The sequence below is a fragment of the Actinotalea caeni genome, from assembly GCF_009733795.1.
GTDB classification, from domain to species: Bacteria; Actinomycetota; Actinomycetes; order Actinomycetales; family Beutenbergiaceae; genus Pseudactinotalea; species Pseudactinotalea caeni.
This window is the reverse complement of sequence record NZ_WNXX01000003.1, coordinates 267,012-283,513: the sequence shown is the minus strand read 5'-3', so window position 1 is coordinate 283,513 and position 16,502 is coordinate 267,012. Positions and strand designations below refer to the sequence as shown.

Sequence of the window (16,502 nt, the reverse complement as noted above, 5' to 3'; positions counted from 1 at the left end):
CGCCCCGCTGCCGCCGCGCGGGCGGGACTCGGGCGCCGCCCGGCCGGCGGAGGTGCCGCCGTCGGGTGCGGACGTGGCGGGCTCGGCCCGCGGCGTCGGCGCCTCGTCGGCCGTCGGCTCCGACGCCGTCGCCGCGCCGTTCGAGGCGGGTGCCGCCGAGGGCGGGGTGTAGCTGGCGAAGAACTCCCGCCACGACTCACCGACCGACTCCGGGTCGCTCTTGAACGCCTCGTACTGAGACTCGATCAGCCATTCGTTGCCACCGAAGGTGGCCGCGCCGGAGTGCCCGGCTGCCCCTTCACCAGCGGTCGGTGCGGACACGCGACGTCGCCTCTTCCCTCAACCCTGCGGATGTGTGCTCCCAGGTTGTCACACACTGGCGCTCCAACCCGAACCGGCACCGTGTTTCACCCGTGTGGCACGCCGGATTCGGCGTCGCCGACGGCGTCGGGTCAAACCCCGGTCAACCGCGGGTCAGGCGTGCCTCGCCCGGGCGGGGTCGCGGCGGCTCAGACGCGGTCGGTGCCGGTGGTCGCGTCGCCGTCGGCAGGGCGGTCGTCGACCGCCCCGGCGGGCGGGCCGTCGAGGGGTCGGGCAGCCGGCTCGGCCGCCGGCGCGCCGGCCCGGTCCGTGTCCTGTCGCGCGGTGCCGACGCCGCGCGGGCCCGCGGCGGGCAGACGCACCCGGATCCGGGTCCCGACGCCGTGCGGCGGGTCGATGACGCCGATCGTGCCCTCGTGGAGCCCGACCGCCCAGCGTGCGATCGCCAGCCCGAGCCCGGTGCCCCCGGTGCTGGACCCGGTCTGCCCCGGGGTGTTGCCGCGTGCGAACCGGCCGAACACGTGGTCGCGCTCGGCCTCGGGGATGCCGCGGCCCTCGTCGATGACGTCGATGACGACGTAGCCGTGCGTCTCGTAGGCCTGCAGCGTCACCGTGCCGCCGTCGGGGGAGTGCCGCGACGCGTTGTCGAGCAGGTTCGACACGACCTGGCGCAGCCGCTCCTCGTCGCCCATGACGACCAGGTCCTCCGGCCGGGTCTCGACGCGCCACCGCAGGTCGTGGCGCGCGGACGCGCCGCGCGCCTCGGCGACGATGTTCTCGAGGAACGGCTCCACCGCCAGCGGTGCGACGTGCAGGTCGGCCGCGCCGGCCTCGACCCGCGACAGGTCGAGCAGGTAGGCGATCAGCCGGGACAGCCGCTCGATCTGCACGAGGGTGGCCTCGAGGGCCTCCGTGTCGGGCTCGATCACGCCGTCCGCCATGTTCTCGACCTGCGCACGGAGTGCCGCGACCGGGGTGCGCAGCTCGTGGCTGACGTTGGCGACCATCTCGCGCCGCTGCGCGTCCAGGTGGTCGAGGTCGGCCGCCATCGAGTTGAACGCGGCGGCCAGCTGGCCCACCTCGTCACGGCTGTTCGTGCGCACCCGGATCGAGTAGTCGCCGCGCGCCATCGCGCGGGCGGCCGCCGTCATCTCCCGCAGCGGCCTGGTCATGCCGCGCGCCAGCACCTGCGTGACGACCAGCGAGCACACGAGCGCCAGCGGGAAGGTGCGCAGCACCCCCAGCCCGAACAGCCGGTCGCCGATCCAGGTGACGAGCATGTACATCGTGGCGGTCGCCGCGATGATGACGATCAGCTTGCCCTTGAGCGAGCGCACCGGGTCGAGCGGGCGCAGGTCGAGCATCGTGTCGGGGAACGGGTTGCGCCAGGACGGCTCGTCACGCGCGTGCCGGATCCGCGACCGCTCGTTGCCGCTGCTCATCGCCGACCGCTCCGACGGCGCGGTCCCGGGGAGGTCATCAGGCGGGCTCGAGCGCGTACCCGACGCCGTGGACCGTCCGGATCAGCTCAGGGCCGAGCTTGCGCCGCAGCGCCTTGATGTGGGAGTCGACCGTGCGGGTCCCCGACGCGTCGGCCCAGTCCCACACGTCGGCGAGCAGCCGCTCGCGGGAGAGCACGGTGCGCGGCGAGGACGCCAGGCACACCAGGAGGTCGAACTCGGTCGGCGTCAGGTGCGCCTCGACGTCGTTGCGGAACACGCGGCGAGCGGCGCGGTCGATCGTGAGGTCGCCGAGCACGAGCGGGGGCTCGCCCTCGCCGGCCGGCGTCACCGTGCGGGCCCGCTCGACGCGGCGCAGCAGCACCTTGAGCCGCGCCACCAGCTCCCGCATCGAGAACGGCTTCGTCATGTAGTCGTCGGCGCCGACGCCGAGCCCGACGAGCAGGTCGGTCTCGTCGTCGCGCGCGGTGAGCATGAGCACCGGCGGCACCGGGCGGCCCTCGGCCGCGCCCTGGGCCTGGATGCGGCGGCACACCTCGAGGCCGTCGATGCCGGGAAGCATGACGTCGAGCACCACCAGGTCGGGGCGCAGCGTGGTCGCGGCCTCCACGCCCGCGGGGCCGTCACCGACGGTGTGCGCGGTCCAGCCCTCCGCCTCGAGGCGGCGCACGATCTGGGTGGCGATCTCGGGCTCGTCCTCGACGACGAGCACCACCGGTGCCGACGAGCTCATCGGCGTGCCTCGTCTCCGCCGCTGGGCGTGGCGTGGTCGGTCATGCGCACAACTGTGGCACAGCCCTGAGCAGGAACCCGGGAGGTTCCCGTGCCGCCGTCATCAACGCCCGTTAGAGTGTGCGCCACCATGGAGAGTGGCCATACCGAACCGGTCGGAGATCGTGCGTGATCACCGACTGGTTGTTCGTCCTGCTGGGTGTCGTGCTCACCGCCGGCACGTTCGTCTTCGTCGCCTCCGAGTTCTCGCTCGTGGCGCTCGACCCGGGCGCCGTCGACCGCCGCGTCGCGGCGGGTGACAAGCGCGCCGTCGGGGTCGCCAAGGCGCTGCGCGAGCTGTCGACGCAGCTCTCGGGTGCCCAGGTCGGCATCACGCTGACGACGATCCTGCTCGGCTACACGATGCAGTCCGCGATCGCGAACCTGCTGACCGCGGCGCTGTCCTCGGCCGTCGCCGAGACCGTCGCGACCGCGGTCGCCGTCGCCGCGAGCCTCGTGCTCGTCAACACCTTCTCGATGGTGTTCGGCGAGCTGATCCCCAAGAACTGGGCGATCTCCGAGCCGATGCGGGTCGCCGGGCTCATCACACCGCTGCAGCGCGGGTTCACCACCGCGCTGCGGCCGGTCATCAACGGGCTCAACGCCTCCGCGAACGGCGTGCTGCGCCGCTTCGGCGTCGAGCCGCGCGAGGAGCTCAGCGGTGCACGCTCCGGGCCCGAGCTCGCGGCGCTCGTGCGGCACTCCGCCGAGGCCGGGACGCTGGACACGAGCACCGCGACGCTGCTGACCCGCTCGATCGGGATCGGGTCGCTGACCGCCGTCGACGTCATGACGCCGCGGATGCGGCTCGCGACGCTCGCGCCGGGCGACTCCGCGGCGGACGTCGTCGCGCGGGCGCGCGCGACCGGGCACTCCCGGTTCCCGGTCATCGAGGACTCGCCGGACGAGGTCGTCGGTCTCGTGCACCTGCGCCGGGCGGTGGCGGTGCCCTTCGACCGCCGTGACAAGGTCCCGGTCGGCGCCCTCATGGACGACGCCCCGCGGGTGCCGGAGACCATCCGGCTGGCGCCGCTGCTGCTCGAGCTGCGCGAGTTCGGCCACCAGATGGCGATCGTCGTCGACGAGTACGGCGGCACCTCCGGCGCGGTGACGCTGGAGGACGTCGTCGAGGAGCTCGTGGGCGAGGTCGCCGACGAGCACGACCCCCGCCGTCGACCCGTGCGCCAGGGCGGTGCGGACACCTGGGTCGTCGCGGGCACGCTGCGCCCCGACGAGCTGTTCCACGAGACCGGTCTCCAGGTCCCCGACGAGGCCCCGTACGAGACGCTCGGCGGCCTGGTCATGACCGTGCTCGGCCGGCTGCCCGAGCCCGGGGACGAGGTGGACGTCCCGGGTGTGCGGCTGCGCGTCGAGCGCATGGACGGCCGGCGCGTGGAGTCGATCCGCGTGACCGCCCTGGAGCCCGACGACGGCGAGGACGAGTCATGACCGACGGCGGCAGACGCGACGGAGGCGTCTCATGAGCTCGGGAGCGGGGCTGCTCGTCGGGCTCGTGCTGCTCGCGGCGAACGCGTTCTTCGTCGGTGCGGAGTTCGCGATCATGTCGGCGCGGCGCTCGCAGATCGAGCCGCTGGCCGAGCAGGGCGTGCGCGGCGCCAAGACCGTGCTGTGGGCGATGGAGCACGTGTCGCTCATGCTCGCGTGCGCGCAGCTGGGGATCACGGTCTGCTCGACCGGGCTCGGTGTCGTCGCCGAGCCCGCGCTCGCGCACCTGGTCGAGGGCCCGCTGCTGGGGCTCGGCGCCCCGGCGGAGGCCGCGCACGCCGTCGGCTTCGCGCTCGCGCTCTCGCTCGTCGTCTACCTGCACGTGGTGCTGGGCGAGATGGTGCCGAAGAACCTCGCGGTGTCGACGCCGGAGCGCGCGGCTCTGTGGTTCGGGCCGCCGCTGGTGTGGATCAGCCGGGTCGCCTCGCCGGTCATCCGGCTGCTCAACTGGATCGCCAACATCGTGCTCCGCATGATCGGCGTCGAGCCCAAGGACGAGGTGGCGGCCGCGTTCACCGCCGAGGAGGTCGCCTCGATCGTCGAGCGCTCCCGCGCCGAGGGTGTCCTCGACGACGAGGTGGGACTGATCACGGGCGCGATCGAGTTCTCCGAGGCCTCCGCCGGTGACGTCATGGTCGGCCTCGAGGAGCTGACGACCGTGCCGATGGGGGCGACGCCCGAGGACGTCGAGCAGGCGGTCGCGCGGACCGGGTTCTCACGCTTCCCCGTGGTCGACGAGAACGGCCGGCCGGTGGGCTACCTGCACATCAAGGACGTGCTCTACGCCGCCACGCCCGAGCAGCGCGCCGCGCCGGTGCCGACGTGGCGGGTGCGCCCGATGTCGGTGGCGCAGCCCTCGGACGAGGTGGAGACCGTGCTCAGCAGCATGCAGGCCGACGGCGCGCACCTCGCGCTGGTGTCGGACACCCCGGGCGCCGACGGCCCCGTGGCCGGCGTCGTGTTCCTCGAGGACATCCTCGAGGAGCTGGTGGGCGAGGTCCGCGACCTCATGCAGCGCGACCAGATGCCGCGCCGGTGACCCGGGGTCGGGTGCGCGCGAGCGGGCTCCGTGGCCGACGCGCCGGCTGGGACCGGTCCCGGGACGCCGTCGGGCCGTGGCATCCTGCTCCTCGCGCCATCTCGCATGACGCGGTTCACACGTCCGGTGAAGAACCTGTGGCAATCGCTCTCCGGGCGCTTGGATCGCAGCCGGATATCCGTTACGTTTCCGTGACATCGAGTCCGCCATGGGGGACGGGCACGCACAACCGCATCCTGTTGTCCACCCTTCTGACGGAGCCTGATCGTTGACTGAGCAGATCGAGAACGCCGAGCCGGCGTTCCCGACCCGTCGTGCGCTGCGCGAGGCCGAGAGGCGCGCCGCCGCACGTGGGGCTCGGCGACCCCGCCCCGCGCAGAAGCGCACCGACGACACGCGCAGCGCCCGTGACGCCGCCCCGGCGAGCGTGCCGACTGCTGCCTCCCCGCGGCCGGTGACGCCGCCGAGCCTCCCGCCCGCGGAGGCCCGCCCGGCGGCCCGGCCCACCCCCTCGCGCCCCGCCGGTCGCACCGACGGCGCCCGCTCGCGCTCCTCGCGCCTGCTCGGCCGTGGCGCCCTGCTGGCGACGCTCGCGGCGGTGACCACCGGCATCCCGCTCAGCGGGGCCGCGCTCCCGGGCAGCAGCACCCCCTCGCCGTCGGCGTTCGTCGCGAGCAGCGCGCTGGACGTGCTGACCGCCGAGCCCAACACCGGCACCGACGCGTTCGACACCTCCTTCGCCGCGGACCCGCTCGCGACGGCGCGCACGCTGCTCACGACCGGCCGCACCGAGGGCCGCGACGTGCTCCAGTGCGGCAGCTCCGAGCTCGAGGCCAACGGCCAGGTCGCCGCCGGCGCGACGACCGAGCCGGTCCAGATCATGATGCCGCTGTCGGGCAACTACCGCATCACCTCGCGCTACGGCTACCGCTGGGGCGGCAAGCACGAGGGTCTGGACATGGCGGCCCCCGAGGGCACGCCGATCCACGCCGTCGCCGCCGGCGAGGTCACCTACACCGGGTTCGGCCTCGGCGGCCGCAGCGGCATGATCATCGTGCTCGAGCACGAGATCGACGGCGAGAAGTTCTGGACCTGGTACATCCACATGTACCCGAACGGTGTGTTCGTCGACGTCGGCCAGCGCGTGAGCGCGGGCGAGGTCATCGGCCAGGTCGGCTCCCACGGCAACTCCACCGGCCCGCACCTGCACCTCGAGGTGCACGTGAACGAGGACTTCACCACGGTCGACCCGGCGGTGTGGCTCGAGGAGCACGACGCCGCTCCGCTCACCGCCGAGAACCTGGCCTGCGCCGCCGGCTGAGGCCGCAGCACCGACCGCGACGGGGCCGTGGTGCCCTCGTGCCCTGGTACCCCGGGTTCGCGTGCGCCGCGCCGTGCAGCGAGCGGCTCAGAGCAGCCGCAGCCCCCACCGCACGGTGTGGGCGTCGCCCGGCTCGAGCGTGATCAGCCGCTCGCCGGTGCGGAAGGCATCGGCGATGCACGTCATCGGCTCGGCGGCCAGCCCGGTCCGCCGCGCGGCCTCGGCGGCCACGTGGTCGCCGGTGCACATCTGCCAGCAGCTCAGCGAGGAGTCCATCCACACCGCGGCCGTCCGCCCGTCGGTGCCGCGCAGCCGCAGCCACGACAGCCCGTCGGCGTCGCGCGTGGCGTCGACGAACGCGTCGTCGAGGTCGGTGCTGCCCAGCCGCCGCGGCTCGCGGAAGTCGAACCGCTCCGGCAGCGGCTCCACGCCGGTCGGCAGCAGCCGCTCGTCGGTCGGGACCCAGGACTCGGCGTCGAGCTGCAGCACGGCGTCGTCCAGGCTGCCCGGCCCGGGGGAGAGCCACGGGTGGAAGCCGACACCGTAGGGCGCCGCCACGTCACCGGTCGCGGTCGTGGTCAGCGTGACGTCGAGGCCGCCCGCGCCGTCGAGCGCGTAGGTGATCTCGACGTGCAGCGGGAACGGGTAGCCCGGCTGGGGGACCGTGTCGAGGGCGAGCGTGACGGCGGCGTCGTCGTGGCGGACGACGTCCCAGCGCTCCCAGCACACCAGGCCGTGCAGCGCGGTGCCGCGCGCGGGCTCGGTGATCGGGAGCTGGCGCTCGACGCCGTCCCACGTGTACCGGCCGTCGCGGACCCGGTTCGGCCACGGCACCAGCACCGCACCGTTCGAGGCGGGCGGCAGCTCGTGCTCACCGAACCCGACGACGACGTCGCGGCCGCCGACCGTGAACTCACGCAGGTTCGCACCGACCTCGGTGACGACCGCGCGGTCGTCACCGGCGACGAGGGTGAGCTGACGTCCCGTGAGCGGAGATGCTGTGGTCACGCGGCGAGGCTAGCGGGCGGCGGCGGCTGGGTGCCTCTCGCGCCCACCTGGTGGCCCCGTCGGCGGCTCGGTGCGCGGCGGGCCGGGTCGGACGAGCGCCGGCCGGCGATCGCGGGGTGGCAAGCGCCGGGTGCGGGCGGTGAGCGCCGGGTGCGGACGCGCCGTGCGCGCCGGTCGGGTCGAACGGCGAGTGCCCGGTGCGCCGACTCGTACTTGTGTGCCGAGCTCGTAGCGTGCACCGTACGAGTTCGGCACACAGGTACGAGTTCGCGGGACGGGCGTGGTGCGGAGTGCGGACGGCGAGCGCCGGGTGCGCCCGGCGGGTCGGGCGGCGAGTGCCCGGTGCGCCGACTCGTAGCTGGGTGCCGAGCTCGTAGCGCGCACCGTACGAGTTCGGCTCGCAGGTACGAGCTCGCAGGGACGGGCGTGGTGCTGGGTGCGGACGGCGAGTGCCGGGTGCGCCCGGCGGGTCGGGCGGCGAGTGCCCGGTGCGCCGACTCGTAGCTGGGTGCCGAGCTCGTAGCGCGCACCGTACGCGTTCGGCACGCAGGTACGAGTTCGCGGGGACGGGCGTGGTGCTGGGTGGGGGAGCGGGCGGCGCGGTGGGTGCGGGTGGCGTCCCCGGTTGCGGGCGTTCCTTGTGCGCAGAGGCGCTGTCGCGCCGCCCAGGCGGGCGCTCGTTCCTCGCGCCCGTGCTGGGCTCCGTGGATGTGGAGTGCTGCCCCGACTGGAGCCGCCGGATCCGCGTGCTCGTTCCTCGCACGCGGGCTCCGGCTCCCGTCATCCCGTCGGGCGGCACCTCACTACGTTCGGTGCCCCCGACTGGAGCCGCCGGATCCGCGTGCTCGTTCCTCGCACGCGGGCTCCGGCTCCCGTCATCCAGTCGGATGGCACCTCGCAAGCTCGGTGCCCCCGACTGGATTCGAACCAGCGACCTTCTGCTCCGGAGGCAGACGCTCTATCCACTGAGCTACAGGGGCGAGGTCGACGGACGGCGGGCGTCCGGACCGATCGGCGAGCCTACCAGCCCTCGGGCCCCAGATCGATCCGGCGTGAGCCCGTGGACGGCCTCGGGCACCGTGACGACGCCCACCTAGGATGGCGCACGCCGTCGCCCGTCCCGGAGGAGCCCAGCATGTCGTCACCCTGGTCGCGGACCTCGACGTGGGACGACGGCGGGCTGACCATCGGCGGTCGTCGCGCCCACGAGCTCGCCGACCGGTTCGGGACGCCCTCCTACGTCCTCGACGTCGCCGACCTCCGCTCCCGCTGCCGCGAGGTCCGCGAGGCCGCCGAGCGCGCCGGCGCCGAGCACGGCGTCCCCGTCGCGATCTACTACGCGAGCAAGGCCTTCAGCGCCACCGCGGTGCTGCGCTGGGCGCACGCCGAGGGCCTCCGTGTCGACACCGCCAGCCTCGGCGAGCTCGTCACCGCGCTCCGCGCCGGCGTGCCCGGCGAGGCGATCGGGCTGCACGGCAACAACAAGTCCGTCGAGGAGATCGACACCGCGCTCGCGCACGGCGTCGGCCGCCTCGTCATCGACTCCCTGCCCGAGATCGACCTCGTCGCCGAGCGCGCCCGTGCCGCCGGGGTCGTGGCCCCCGTCATGGTCCGCGTCACCACCGGTGTGCACGCCGGCGGCCACGAGCACATCGCGACCGCGCACGAGGACCAGAAGTTCGGCCTCTCGCTCGCCACCGGCGCCGCCCGCGAGGCGATCGACCGGATCCTCGCCACCCCGGAGCTGCACCTGCTCGGGCTGCACTCCCACATCGGCAGCCAGATCCTCGCCACCGACGGGTTCGTCACCGCCGCGCGGGCGCTGCTCCGCCTCCGCGCCCAGGTCGCGGCCGAGGGCGGTGTGCTGCTCGGCGAGCTCGACCTCGGCGGCGGCTTCGGCGTCGCCTACACGCCCGACGACGACGCCCCGCCCGTGCCCGACGTCGTCGCCGCCCTCGTCGGCGAGGTCGCCGCGGCCGCCCGCGAGCTCGGCACCCCCGTCCCCGCGCTGTCGTTCGAGCCCGGCCGTGCGCTCGTCGGACCCGCCGTCACCACCCTGTACCGGGTCGGGACCGTCAAGCCCGTCCGGCTCGACGACGGCGGCGAGCGCGTCTACGTCTCGGTCGACGGCGGCATGAGTGACAACATCCGCACGATCCTCTACGACGCCGTCTACACCGCCGCGATCGCCTCGCGCACCTCCGACGCACCGCCGCGGCTCTCGCGCGTGGTCGGCAAGCACTGCGAGAGCGGCGACATCGTCGTCCGCGACGTCATGCTGCCCGGCGACATCGGCGCCGGCGACCTGCTCGCGGTCCCGGTCACCGGCGCCTACGGGCGCAGCCTCGCGAGCAGCTACAACCAGCTGCCCCGCCCGGGCGTCGTCGCCGTCGGCGACGGCGAGCCCCGCGAGATCGTGCGACGCGAGACGATCGACGACCTCCTCGCCCTCGACCTCGGCTGACCGCGGGGCCCCGGCCGGAGGGTGGGACGGCGTCGGGCGCCCTCGCGAGGCCCCCTATCCTGGGTCCCGATGAGCGAGTCCGGGCCGCCCTCGCGGCTGCGTGTGGGGCTGCTCGGCTGCGGGACGGTCGGGACCGAGGTGGTCCGGCTGCTGCTCGCGCACGCCGAGGAGCTGAGTCAGCGTGCCGGTGTCCGGCTGGAGCTGAGCGGCATCGCCGTGCGCTCCCTGGAGACCGAGCGCGACCCCGTGGTGCCGCGTGAGCTGCTCACCACCGACGCCGAGGCGGTCGTCGCAGGCAGCGACGTCGTCGTCGAGCTGCTGGCCGGCGTGCAGCCCGCGCGCGACCTGCTCGCCCGGGCCGTCGCGGCCGGGACGACGGTCGTCAGCGGCAACAAGGCGGTGCTCGCGACCAGCGGCCCCGAGCTCTACGAGGCGGCCGAGGCCGCTGGTGCCGGCGTGTTCTTCGAGGCCGCCGTCGCCGGTGCGGTGCCGGTGGTGCGGGGCATCCGGGAGTCGCTCGCGGGCGACCGCATCACACGCGTGCTCGGCATCGTCAACGGCACCACCAACTTCATCCTCGACGAGATGACCCGCGAGGGCAGCGACTTCGCCGACGTGCTCACGCGCGCCCAGGAGCTCGGCTACGCCGAGGCCGACCCGACCGCGGACGTCGGCGGTCACGACGCCGCCGCCAAGGCCGCGATCCTCGCCTCGCTCGCGTTCCACAGCCGGGTCGCGCAGGCCGACGTGCCGGTCACCGGCATCACCGACATCACGCCCGACGACATCGAGGCCGCGGCCGCGATGGGCTACACGATCAAGCTGCTCGCGATCGCCGAGCGCGGCGACGGCGGCCTCGCGGTCCGCGTCCACCCCGCGCTCGTGGCCCACGACCACCCGCTGGCAGGCGTGCACGGCGCGTACAACGCGGTCGTCGTCGACGCCGAGGCCGCCGGCACCCTGATGTTCTACGGCGCCGGCGCCGGTGGCCGCCCGACGGCGAGCGCCGTCCTCGGCGACCTCGTCAGCGCCGCCCGGCTGCGCACCTCCGGCGCCCGCCCGCCCGTGGAGTCGCGCTACGCCGCGCTGCCGGTCGTCGACCCCGCGACCGTCAGCACCCGCTACCTCGTGCGGCTCGACGTCGCCGACCGCCCGGGGGTGCTCGCGGACATCGCCCGCGCGTTCGCCGCGCACGACGTCTCGGTCGAGAAGCTCCGCCAGGTCGTCACCCGCGAGGGTGCCGCCGGGCTGGTGCTCGTGACCCACCGACAGACCGAGGCCGCGCTCGCGGCCGCGGTCGCCGACATCGCCGAGCTCGACCCGGTGCTCCGGGTCACCTCGGTCCTGCGTGTGGAAGGAAGCTGATGGCCACCCCCTGGCGCGGCGTCGTCGCCGAGTACGCGGACAGGCTCCCGGTCTCCGACGGCGAGGAGGTCGTCACCCTCGGCGAGGGTGGCACGCCGCTGCTGTTCTCGCCCGCGCTGTCGGAGCGAACCGGCGCGCGCGTGCACGTCAAGGTCGAGGGCGCCAACCCCACCGGCTCCTTCAAGGACCGCGGCATGACGATGGCGATGACCAAGGTCCTCGCCGCCGGCACCGAGATGGTCGTGTGCGCCTCCACCGGGAACACCTCCGCCTCGGCCGCCGCCTACGCCGCCCGCGCGCGCCTCGGCTGCGCGGTCGTGCTGCCCGCCGGCAAGATCGCCGCCGGCAAGCTCGCGCAGGCGGTCGTGCACGGCGCGCGGCTCATCGCCGTCGACGGCAACTTCGACGACTGCCTGCGGATCGTGCGCGAGCTTGCCGACGCCTACCCGGTCGCGCTCGTCAACTCGGTCAACCCCTACCGGCTGCAGGGCCAGAAGACCGCCGCGTTCGAGGTCGTCGACGTGCTCGGCGACGCACCCGACATCCACGTGCTGCCGGTCGGCAACGCGGGCAACATCTCCGCCTACTGGATGGGGTACCGCGAGTACGCCGCCGACGGTCCGGCCACCCGGCTGCCCCGGATGTGGGGCGTGCAGGCCGAGGGTGCGGCGCCGTTCGTCAAGGGCGAGCCGATCGAGTTCCCCGAGACGATCGCGACCGCCATCCGCATCGGCAACCCTGCGTCGTGGGACCTCGCGGTCGCCGCGCGCGACGAGTCCGGCGGTCGCATCGACGCCGTCACCGACGCCGAGATCCTCGACGCCCAGGCGCTGCTCGCGCGCGAGCAGGGCGTGTTCGTCGAGCCCGCCTCCGCCGCCAGCGTCGCCGGGCTGCTCGCGCGCGCCGAGGCCGGCGAGGTGCCGGCGGGTGCCGTCGTCGTCTGCACCGTGACCGGCAACGGCCTCAAGGACACCGCCACCGCGCTGGGCAGCCGCGAGGTCGAGCCGGAGGTCGTCGGCACCGACGTCGCCGACACCGTCCGCGCGCTGGACCTCTAGGCGACGGCGGGGCAGCGGCATGGTGCGTCTGGTGGCCGACCACGCGGTCGTCAGGGTCCCCGCGACGAGCGCGAACCTCGGCCCGGGCTTCGACGCGTTCGGGCTCGCGCTCGCGCTGCACGACACGATCGTCGTCGACGCCGTCGCCGGCGGCACGAGCGTCCACGTCGAGGGCGAGGGTGCCGGCGAGGTGCCCGACGGCGAGGACCACCTCGTCGTCCGCGCGATCCGCGCCGGTCTGGACCACGTCGGCGCCTCCCAGGTGGGGCTGTCGCTGCGCTGCACGAACGCGATCCCGCACGGTCGCGGCCTCGGCTCCAGCGCCGCCGCGACGGTGGCGGGCCTCGTCGCGGCCCGCTCGCTCGTGAGCGAGCCCGAGGGGCTCGACGACGACACGGTGCTGCGGCTCGCCACCGAGTTCGAGGGCCACCCCGACAACGCCGCCGCGGCGCTGCTGGGCTCGGCGACGATCGCCTGGGGCGGCACCGAGGACCCGCGCGCCGTGCGCCTCGACGTCGTCGAGGGCCTCGTCGCGACCGCGCTCGTGCCGCAGGAGCGGCTCTCGACGACCCGCGCCCGGGCGACGCTGCCGCACCGGGTACCGCACGCCGAGGCGGCCGCGACGGCCGGGCGTGCCGGGCTGCTCGTGCTGGCGCTCTCACAGCGCCCGGACCTCCTGCTCGAGGCCACCGAGGACTGGCTGCACCAGCGCTACCGCGCCCCGGTCATGCCGGCGTCGGTCGCGCTGGTCGAGCGGCTGCGTGATCTCGGACACGCCGCCGTCGTCTCCGGCGCCGGGCCGACCGTGCTGGTGCTGCACACCGGCGAGGGCGGCGCCGCCGTCGCCGAGGCCGCCGGACCGGGCTGGACCGCCCACCAGCTCGCCGTCGACACCGACGGAGTCGTGCTCACCCGGTGACCCGGTCGCTCACCGCAGCCCCCGCCCGGCGTCCGCGCGCTGGTGCGGATCGGCGGGATCCCGGCTGGTAGGGTCGGACCTCGACAAGTCGTGCAGGCGTGCTCGCGCCGAGGCCGCTGTCGATTCTCGATCATCACCGACGCGTAGCCGCGTCAGCACCCAACTCCGCGAAGGACCGTCGTGACCGACACCACCGAGTCCGCGCCCGCGCAGGCGTCCCTGTCCGACCTGCGCATGCCCGAGCTGCAGCAGCTCGCGACCCGTCTGGGCATCAAGGGCATCTCGAAGATGCGCAAGCCCGAGCTGGTCGAGGCCATCCGGGAGCGACGGCGCGCCAACGGTCAGCGCCCGCGCGCCGCCGAGCCGACCGCGCAGACGCCGCCGCTCGCCCTCGGCGACGAGGAGCGTCCGGCGCGCGCCGAGCGCACGCGTTCCGCCGAGCCCGCGGGGGAGGGTCAGGGCGGTCAGGCGCGCGAGGGCCAGGCACGTGAGGGCCAGGCGCGTGAGGGCCAGGCGCGTGAGGGCCAGCGCGACGGCGACCGCCAGGGTGGCCGCAAGCAGCGCGGCGGCGACCAGCAGGGCCGCCAGCAGCGTGAGCAGGGCCAGCAGCGCGACGGCGGCCAGCGTGACCGGCAGCAGGGCCGCCAGCGTGAGCAGGCCCAGCAGCGTGAGCAGGCCCAGCAGCGCGACGAGGGTGCGGACGCCGACCAGAAGCTGGCCTCGCTCGACGAGATCATCCACTTCCCGGAGCCGACCGAGCGGCGCGAGGAGCCCGGCCGCAACGCCCGCCGCGCGACCCGCCCGCAGGGCAGCGGCAACGGCGGCAACGACCAGCGCGACGACAGCGACGACGACGGCGACGACGAGCGTCCCGGCCGCCGGCGTCGCGGGCGCGACCGCTACCGCGACCGCAAGCGCCGTCAGACCGGTCGCGAGGGTGCTGCCGGCACCGAGGACGAGGTCGAGATCCTCGAGGACGACGTGCTGGTGCCGGTCGCCGGCATCCTCGACGTGCTCGACAACTACGCGTTCGTCCGCACCAGCGGCTACCTGCCGGGCGCGAGCGACGTCTACGTCTCCCTCGGCCAGGTGAAGAAGGCCGGCCTGCGCCGCGGCGACGCCGTCACCGGCGCCGTCCGGCAGCCCCGCGAGGGCGAGAGCCAGCGCCAGAAGTTCAACGCGCTCGTGCGGCTCGACACGGTCAACGGCGCGCCGGTCGAGGAGGCGGTCAGCCGTCCCGAGTTCGGCGAGCTGACCCCGCTGCACCCGGAGGAGCGGCTGCGCCTGGAGACCGGTGCCCGCGAGACCACCGGACGTGTCGTCGACCTCGTCGCCCCGCTCGGCAAGGGCCAGCGTGCGCTCGTCGTCACCGAGCCGCGCGCGGGCGCCACCGCCACGCTGCAGCAGCTCGCGACCGCGATCACGACCAACCACCCCGAGGTGCACCTCATGGTCGTGCTGGTCGACGGCCGCCCCGAGGAGGTCACCGACTGGCAGCGCTCGGTCCAGGGCGAGGTCATCGCGTCCCCGTTCGACCGGCCCGCCGCCGACCACACCTCGGTCGCCGAGCTCGCCATCGAGCGCGCCAAGCGACTGGTCGAGCTCGGCCAGGACGTCGTCATCCTGCTCGACTCGCTGACCCGGCTGGCTCGTGCCTACAACGTGGCCGCGCCGCCGTCCGGCCGCCAGCTCGTCACCGGCGTCGACGCCGGCGCGCTCTACCCGCCGAAGCGCTTCTTCGGCGCCGCGCGCAACGTCGAGAACGGCGGCTCGCTGACGATCGTGGCGACGGCCTCGGTCGGCACCGGCTCCGCCGTCGACGAGGCGATCTTCGAGGAGCTCGGCGGCACCTGGAGCGCGGAGGTGCGGCTGGTCCGTGCGCTCGCCGACCGCCGCCTGTTCCCCGCGGTCGACCCCACGTCGTCGAGCACCGCCCACGAGGAGCTGCTGCTCACGCCCGACGAGCTCGCGGCGGTGCGCAAGCTCCGCAACGCCCTCACCGACCTGGAGCCGCGGCCCGCCCTTGAGCGGCTGCTCACCCGGGTGCGGCAGACCGGGTCGAACGCCGAGCTGCTGCTGTCGGTGAGCCGCACCGACGGCGACCCGCTGGCCTGACCCGTGAGCGAGCAGTTCGCGGCGGCGGAGCCGCTGCTCGCCGAGTTCGCCGAGATCGAGCGAGCACTCGGCGACCCGGCGGTGCACGCCGACCAGGCGCGCGCCCGGCAGCTGGGCCGCCGCTACGCCGAGCTGCGGGGCGTCGTCGCCGCCTACCGCACGTGGCGCAGCGCGGCGGACGACGCCGAGACCGCCCGCGAGCTCGCCGCCTCGGACGCCTCCTTCGCGGCCGAGCTGCCCGAGCTGGAGGCGGCCGTGGCCGCCGCCGCCGAGACGCTGCGCTCCCGGCTCGTGCCCCGCGACCCCGACGACGCGCGCGACGTCATCCTGCAGATCAAGGCGGGCGAGGGCGGCGAGGAGTCCGCGCTGTTCGCGGGCGACCTGCTGCGCATGTACCTGCGCTACGCCGAGCGGCAGGGCTGGGCGACCCAGGTGCTCGACGCCACCGAGTCCGACCTGGGCGGGTACAAGGACGTCTCGGTCGCGATCAAGTCCCGCGGCGCCGTCGAACCGGCCGAGGGCGTCTGGGCGCACCTGAAGTACGAGGGCGGCGTGCACCGCGTGCAGCGGGTACCGGTCACCGAGTCGCAGGGCCGCATCCACACCTCCGCCGCGGGCGTGCTCGTGCTGCCGGAGGCGGAGGACGAGGGCGAGATCGAGATCGACCCCAACGACCTGCGCATCGACGTCTTCCGCTCGTCGGGCCCGGGCGGGCAGAGCGTCAACACGACCGACTCCGCCGTCCGCATCACCCACGAGCCGACCGGCATCGTCGTGTCGATGCAGAACGAGAAGTCGCAGCTGCAGAACCGTGAGGCGGCGATGCGGGTGCTGCGCGCCCGGCTGCTCGCGGCCCGCAAGGAGGAGGCCGAGGCGGCCGCCGCCGAGCAGCGCCGCTCGCAGGTGCGCACGGTCGACCGCTCCGAGCGCATCCGCACCTACAACTTCCCCGAGAACCGCGTGGCCGACCACCGCACCGGCTACAAGGCCTACAACCTCGACGCCGTGCTCGACGGCGACCTCGGCCCGGTGATCGCCTCGGCGATCGCGATGGACGAGGCCGAGCGGCTCGGCGCCACCTCCGAGTGAGCGGCAGCGACGCGAGCGGCACGCGGGGCAGCGGCCCCGACGCGACGGCCGACGGCGAGCGGGCGA

General features: G+C 74.7%; 13 protein-coding genes and 1 tRNA gene. 9 read left to right on the top strand and 5 right to left on the bottom strand.

Annotation, left to right across the window (positions count from 1 at the left end; all coding sequences use genetic code 11):
- The 3 genes from GPA02_RS04545 to GPA02_RS04535 all read right to left on the bottom strand — a co-directional run.
- Nucleotides 1–321, bottom strand: a 321-nt coding sequence (locus tag GPA02_RS04545; RefSeq protein WP_156198646.1) for a 2-oxoglutarate dehydrogenase E1 subunit family protein, incomplete at its 3' end; no start/stop codon positions are given.
- 188 nt (nt 322–509) lie between these two features.
- Nucleotides 510–1,763 (bottom strand): HAMP domain-containing sensor histidine kinase, encoded by a 1,254-nt coding sequence (locus GPA02_RS04540; protein ID WP_240133872.1) that lies wholly within the window; start codon nt 1,761–1,763, stop codon nt 510–512.
- A 37-nt stretch (nt 1,764–1,800) separates the two neighbouring features.
- Nucleotides 1,801–2,514, bottom strand: coding sequence for a response regulator transcription factor (locus GPA02_RS04535; RefSeq protein WP_156198645.1), 714 nt, complete (start codon nt 2,512–2,514; stop codon nt 1,801–1,803).
- 167 nt (nt 2,515–2,681) lie between these two features.
- On the opposite strand from GPA02_RS04535, the gene GPA02_RS04530 reads away from it, so the two are divergent.
- The 3 genes from GPA02_RS04530 (at nt 2,682) to GPA02_RS04520 (ending at nt 6,418) form a co-directional block, all read left to right on the top strand.
- A complete protein-coding gene (locus GPA02_RS04530) occupies nt 2,682–4,001 on the top strand; it encodes a hemolysin family protein (RefSeq protein WP_204986495.1) in 1,320 nt (439 codons plus the stop codon).
- 31 nt (nt 4,002–4,032) lie between these two features.
- Complete coding sequence (locus GPA02_RS04525; RefSeq protein WP_156198644.1) at nt 4,033–5,097, top strand: hemolysin family protein; 1,065 nt, start codon at nt 4,033–4,035, stop codon at nt 5,095–5,097.
- Between the two features lie 268 nt (nt 5,098–5,365).
- Nucleotides 5,366–6,418 (top strand): M23 family metallopeptidase, encoded by a 1,053-nt coding sequence (locus tag GPA02_RS04520; RefSeq protein ID WP_156198643.1) that lies wholly within the window; start codon nt 5,366–5,368, stop codon nt 6,416–6,418.
- 87 nt (nt 6,419–6,505) lie between these two features.
- Here GPA02_RS04520 and GPA02_RS04515 read toward each other — a convergent pair whose 3' ends face one another.
- Nucleotides 6,506–7,426: an aldose 1-epimerase family protein gene (locus tag GPA02_RS04515; RefSeq protein ID WP_156198642.1), complete on the bottom strand. Its 921-nt coding sequence runs from the start codon at nt 7,424–7,426 to the stop codon at nt 6,506–6,508.
- Nucleotides 7,427–8,333: 907 nt separating this feature from the next.
- Nucleotides 8,334–8,406 (bottom strand) — tRNA-Arg (locus tag GPA02_RS04510).
- Between the two features lie 155 nt (nt 8,407–8,561).
- Between GPA02_RS04510 and lysA the strand changes: the two genes are divergently transcribed.
- The 6 genes from lysA to prfA all read left to right on the top strand — a co-directional run bounded on the left by lysA (nt 8,562) and on the right by prfA (nt 16,436).
- Nucleotides 8,562–9,890 carry a diaminopimelate decarboxylase gene (gene lysA, locus GPA02_RS04505; RefSeq protein ID WP_156198641.1) on the top strand — a complete coding sequence of 443 codons (1,329 nt, stop codon included), beginning with the start codon at nt 8,562–8,564 and terminating at the stop codon, nt 9,888–9,890.
- Between the two features lie 69 nt (nt 9,891–9,959).
- Nucleotides 9,960–11,255: a homoserine dehydrogenase gene (locus GPA02_RS04500; protein ID WP_156198640.1), complete on the top strand. Its 1,296-nt coding sequence runs from the start codon at nt 9,960–9,962 to the stop codon at nt 11,253–11,255.
- Nucleotides 11,255–12,313, top strand: a complete 1,059-nt coding sequence (gene thrC, locus GPA02_RS04495) for a threonine synthase (RefSeq protein WP_156198639.1) — start codon at nt 11,255–11,257, stop codon at nt 12,311–12,313. The genes GPA02_RS04500 and thrC overlap by 1 nt, the downstream gene beginning before the upstream one ends.
- 22 nt (nt 12,314–12,335) lie before the next feature.
- Nucleotides 12,336–13,232, top strand: a complete 897-nt coding sequence (gene thrB / locus GPA02_RS04490) for a homoserine kinase (protein ID WP_156198675.1) — start codon at nt 12,336–12,338, stop codon at nt 13,230–13,232.
- 180 nt (nt 13,233–13,412) lie between these two features.
- Nucleotides 13,413–15,347: a transcription termination factor Rho gene (gene rho / locus GPA02_RS04485; RefSeq protein WP_156198638.1), complete on the top strand. Its 1,935-nt coding sequence runs from the start codon at nt 13,413–13,415 to the stop codon at nt 15,345–15,347.
- A 3-nt stretch (nt 15,348–15,350) separates the two neighbouring features.
- On the top strand, nt 15,351–16,436 hold the full coding sequence (gene prfA / locus GPA02_RS04480) for a peptide chain release factor 1 (protein WP_156198637.1): 1,086 nt from the start codon (nt 15,351–15,353) through the stop codon (nt 16,434–16,436).
- Nucleotides 16,437–16,502 lie beyond the last annotated feature (66 nt).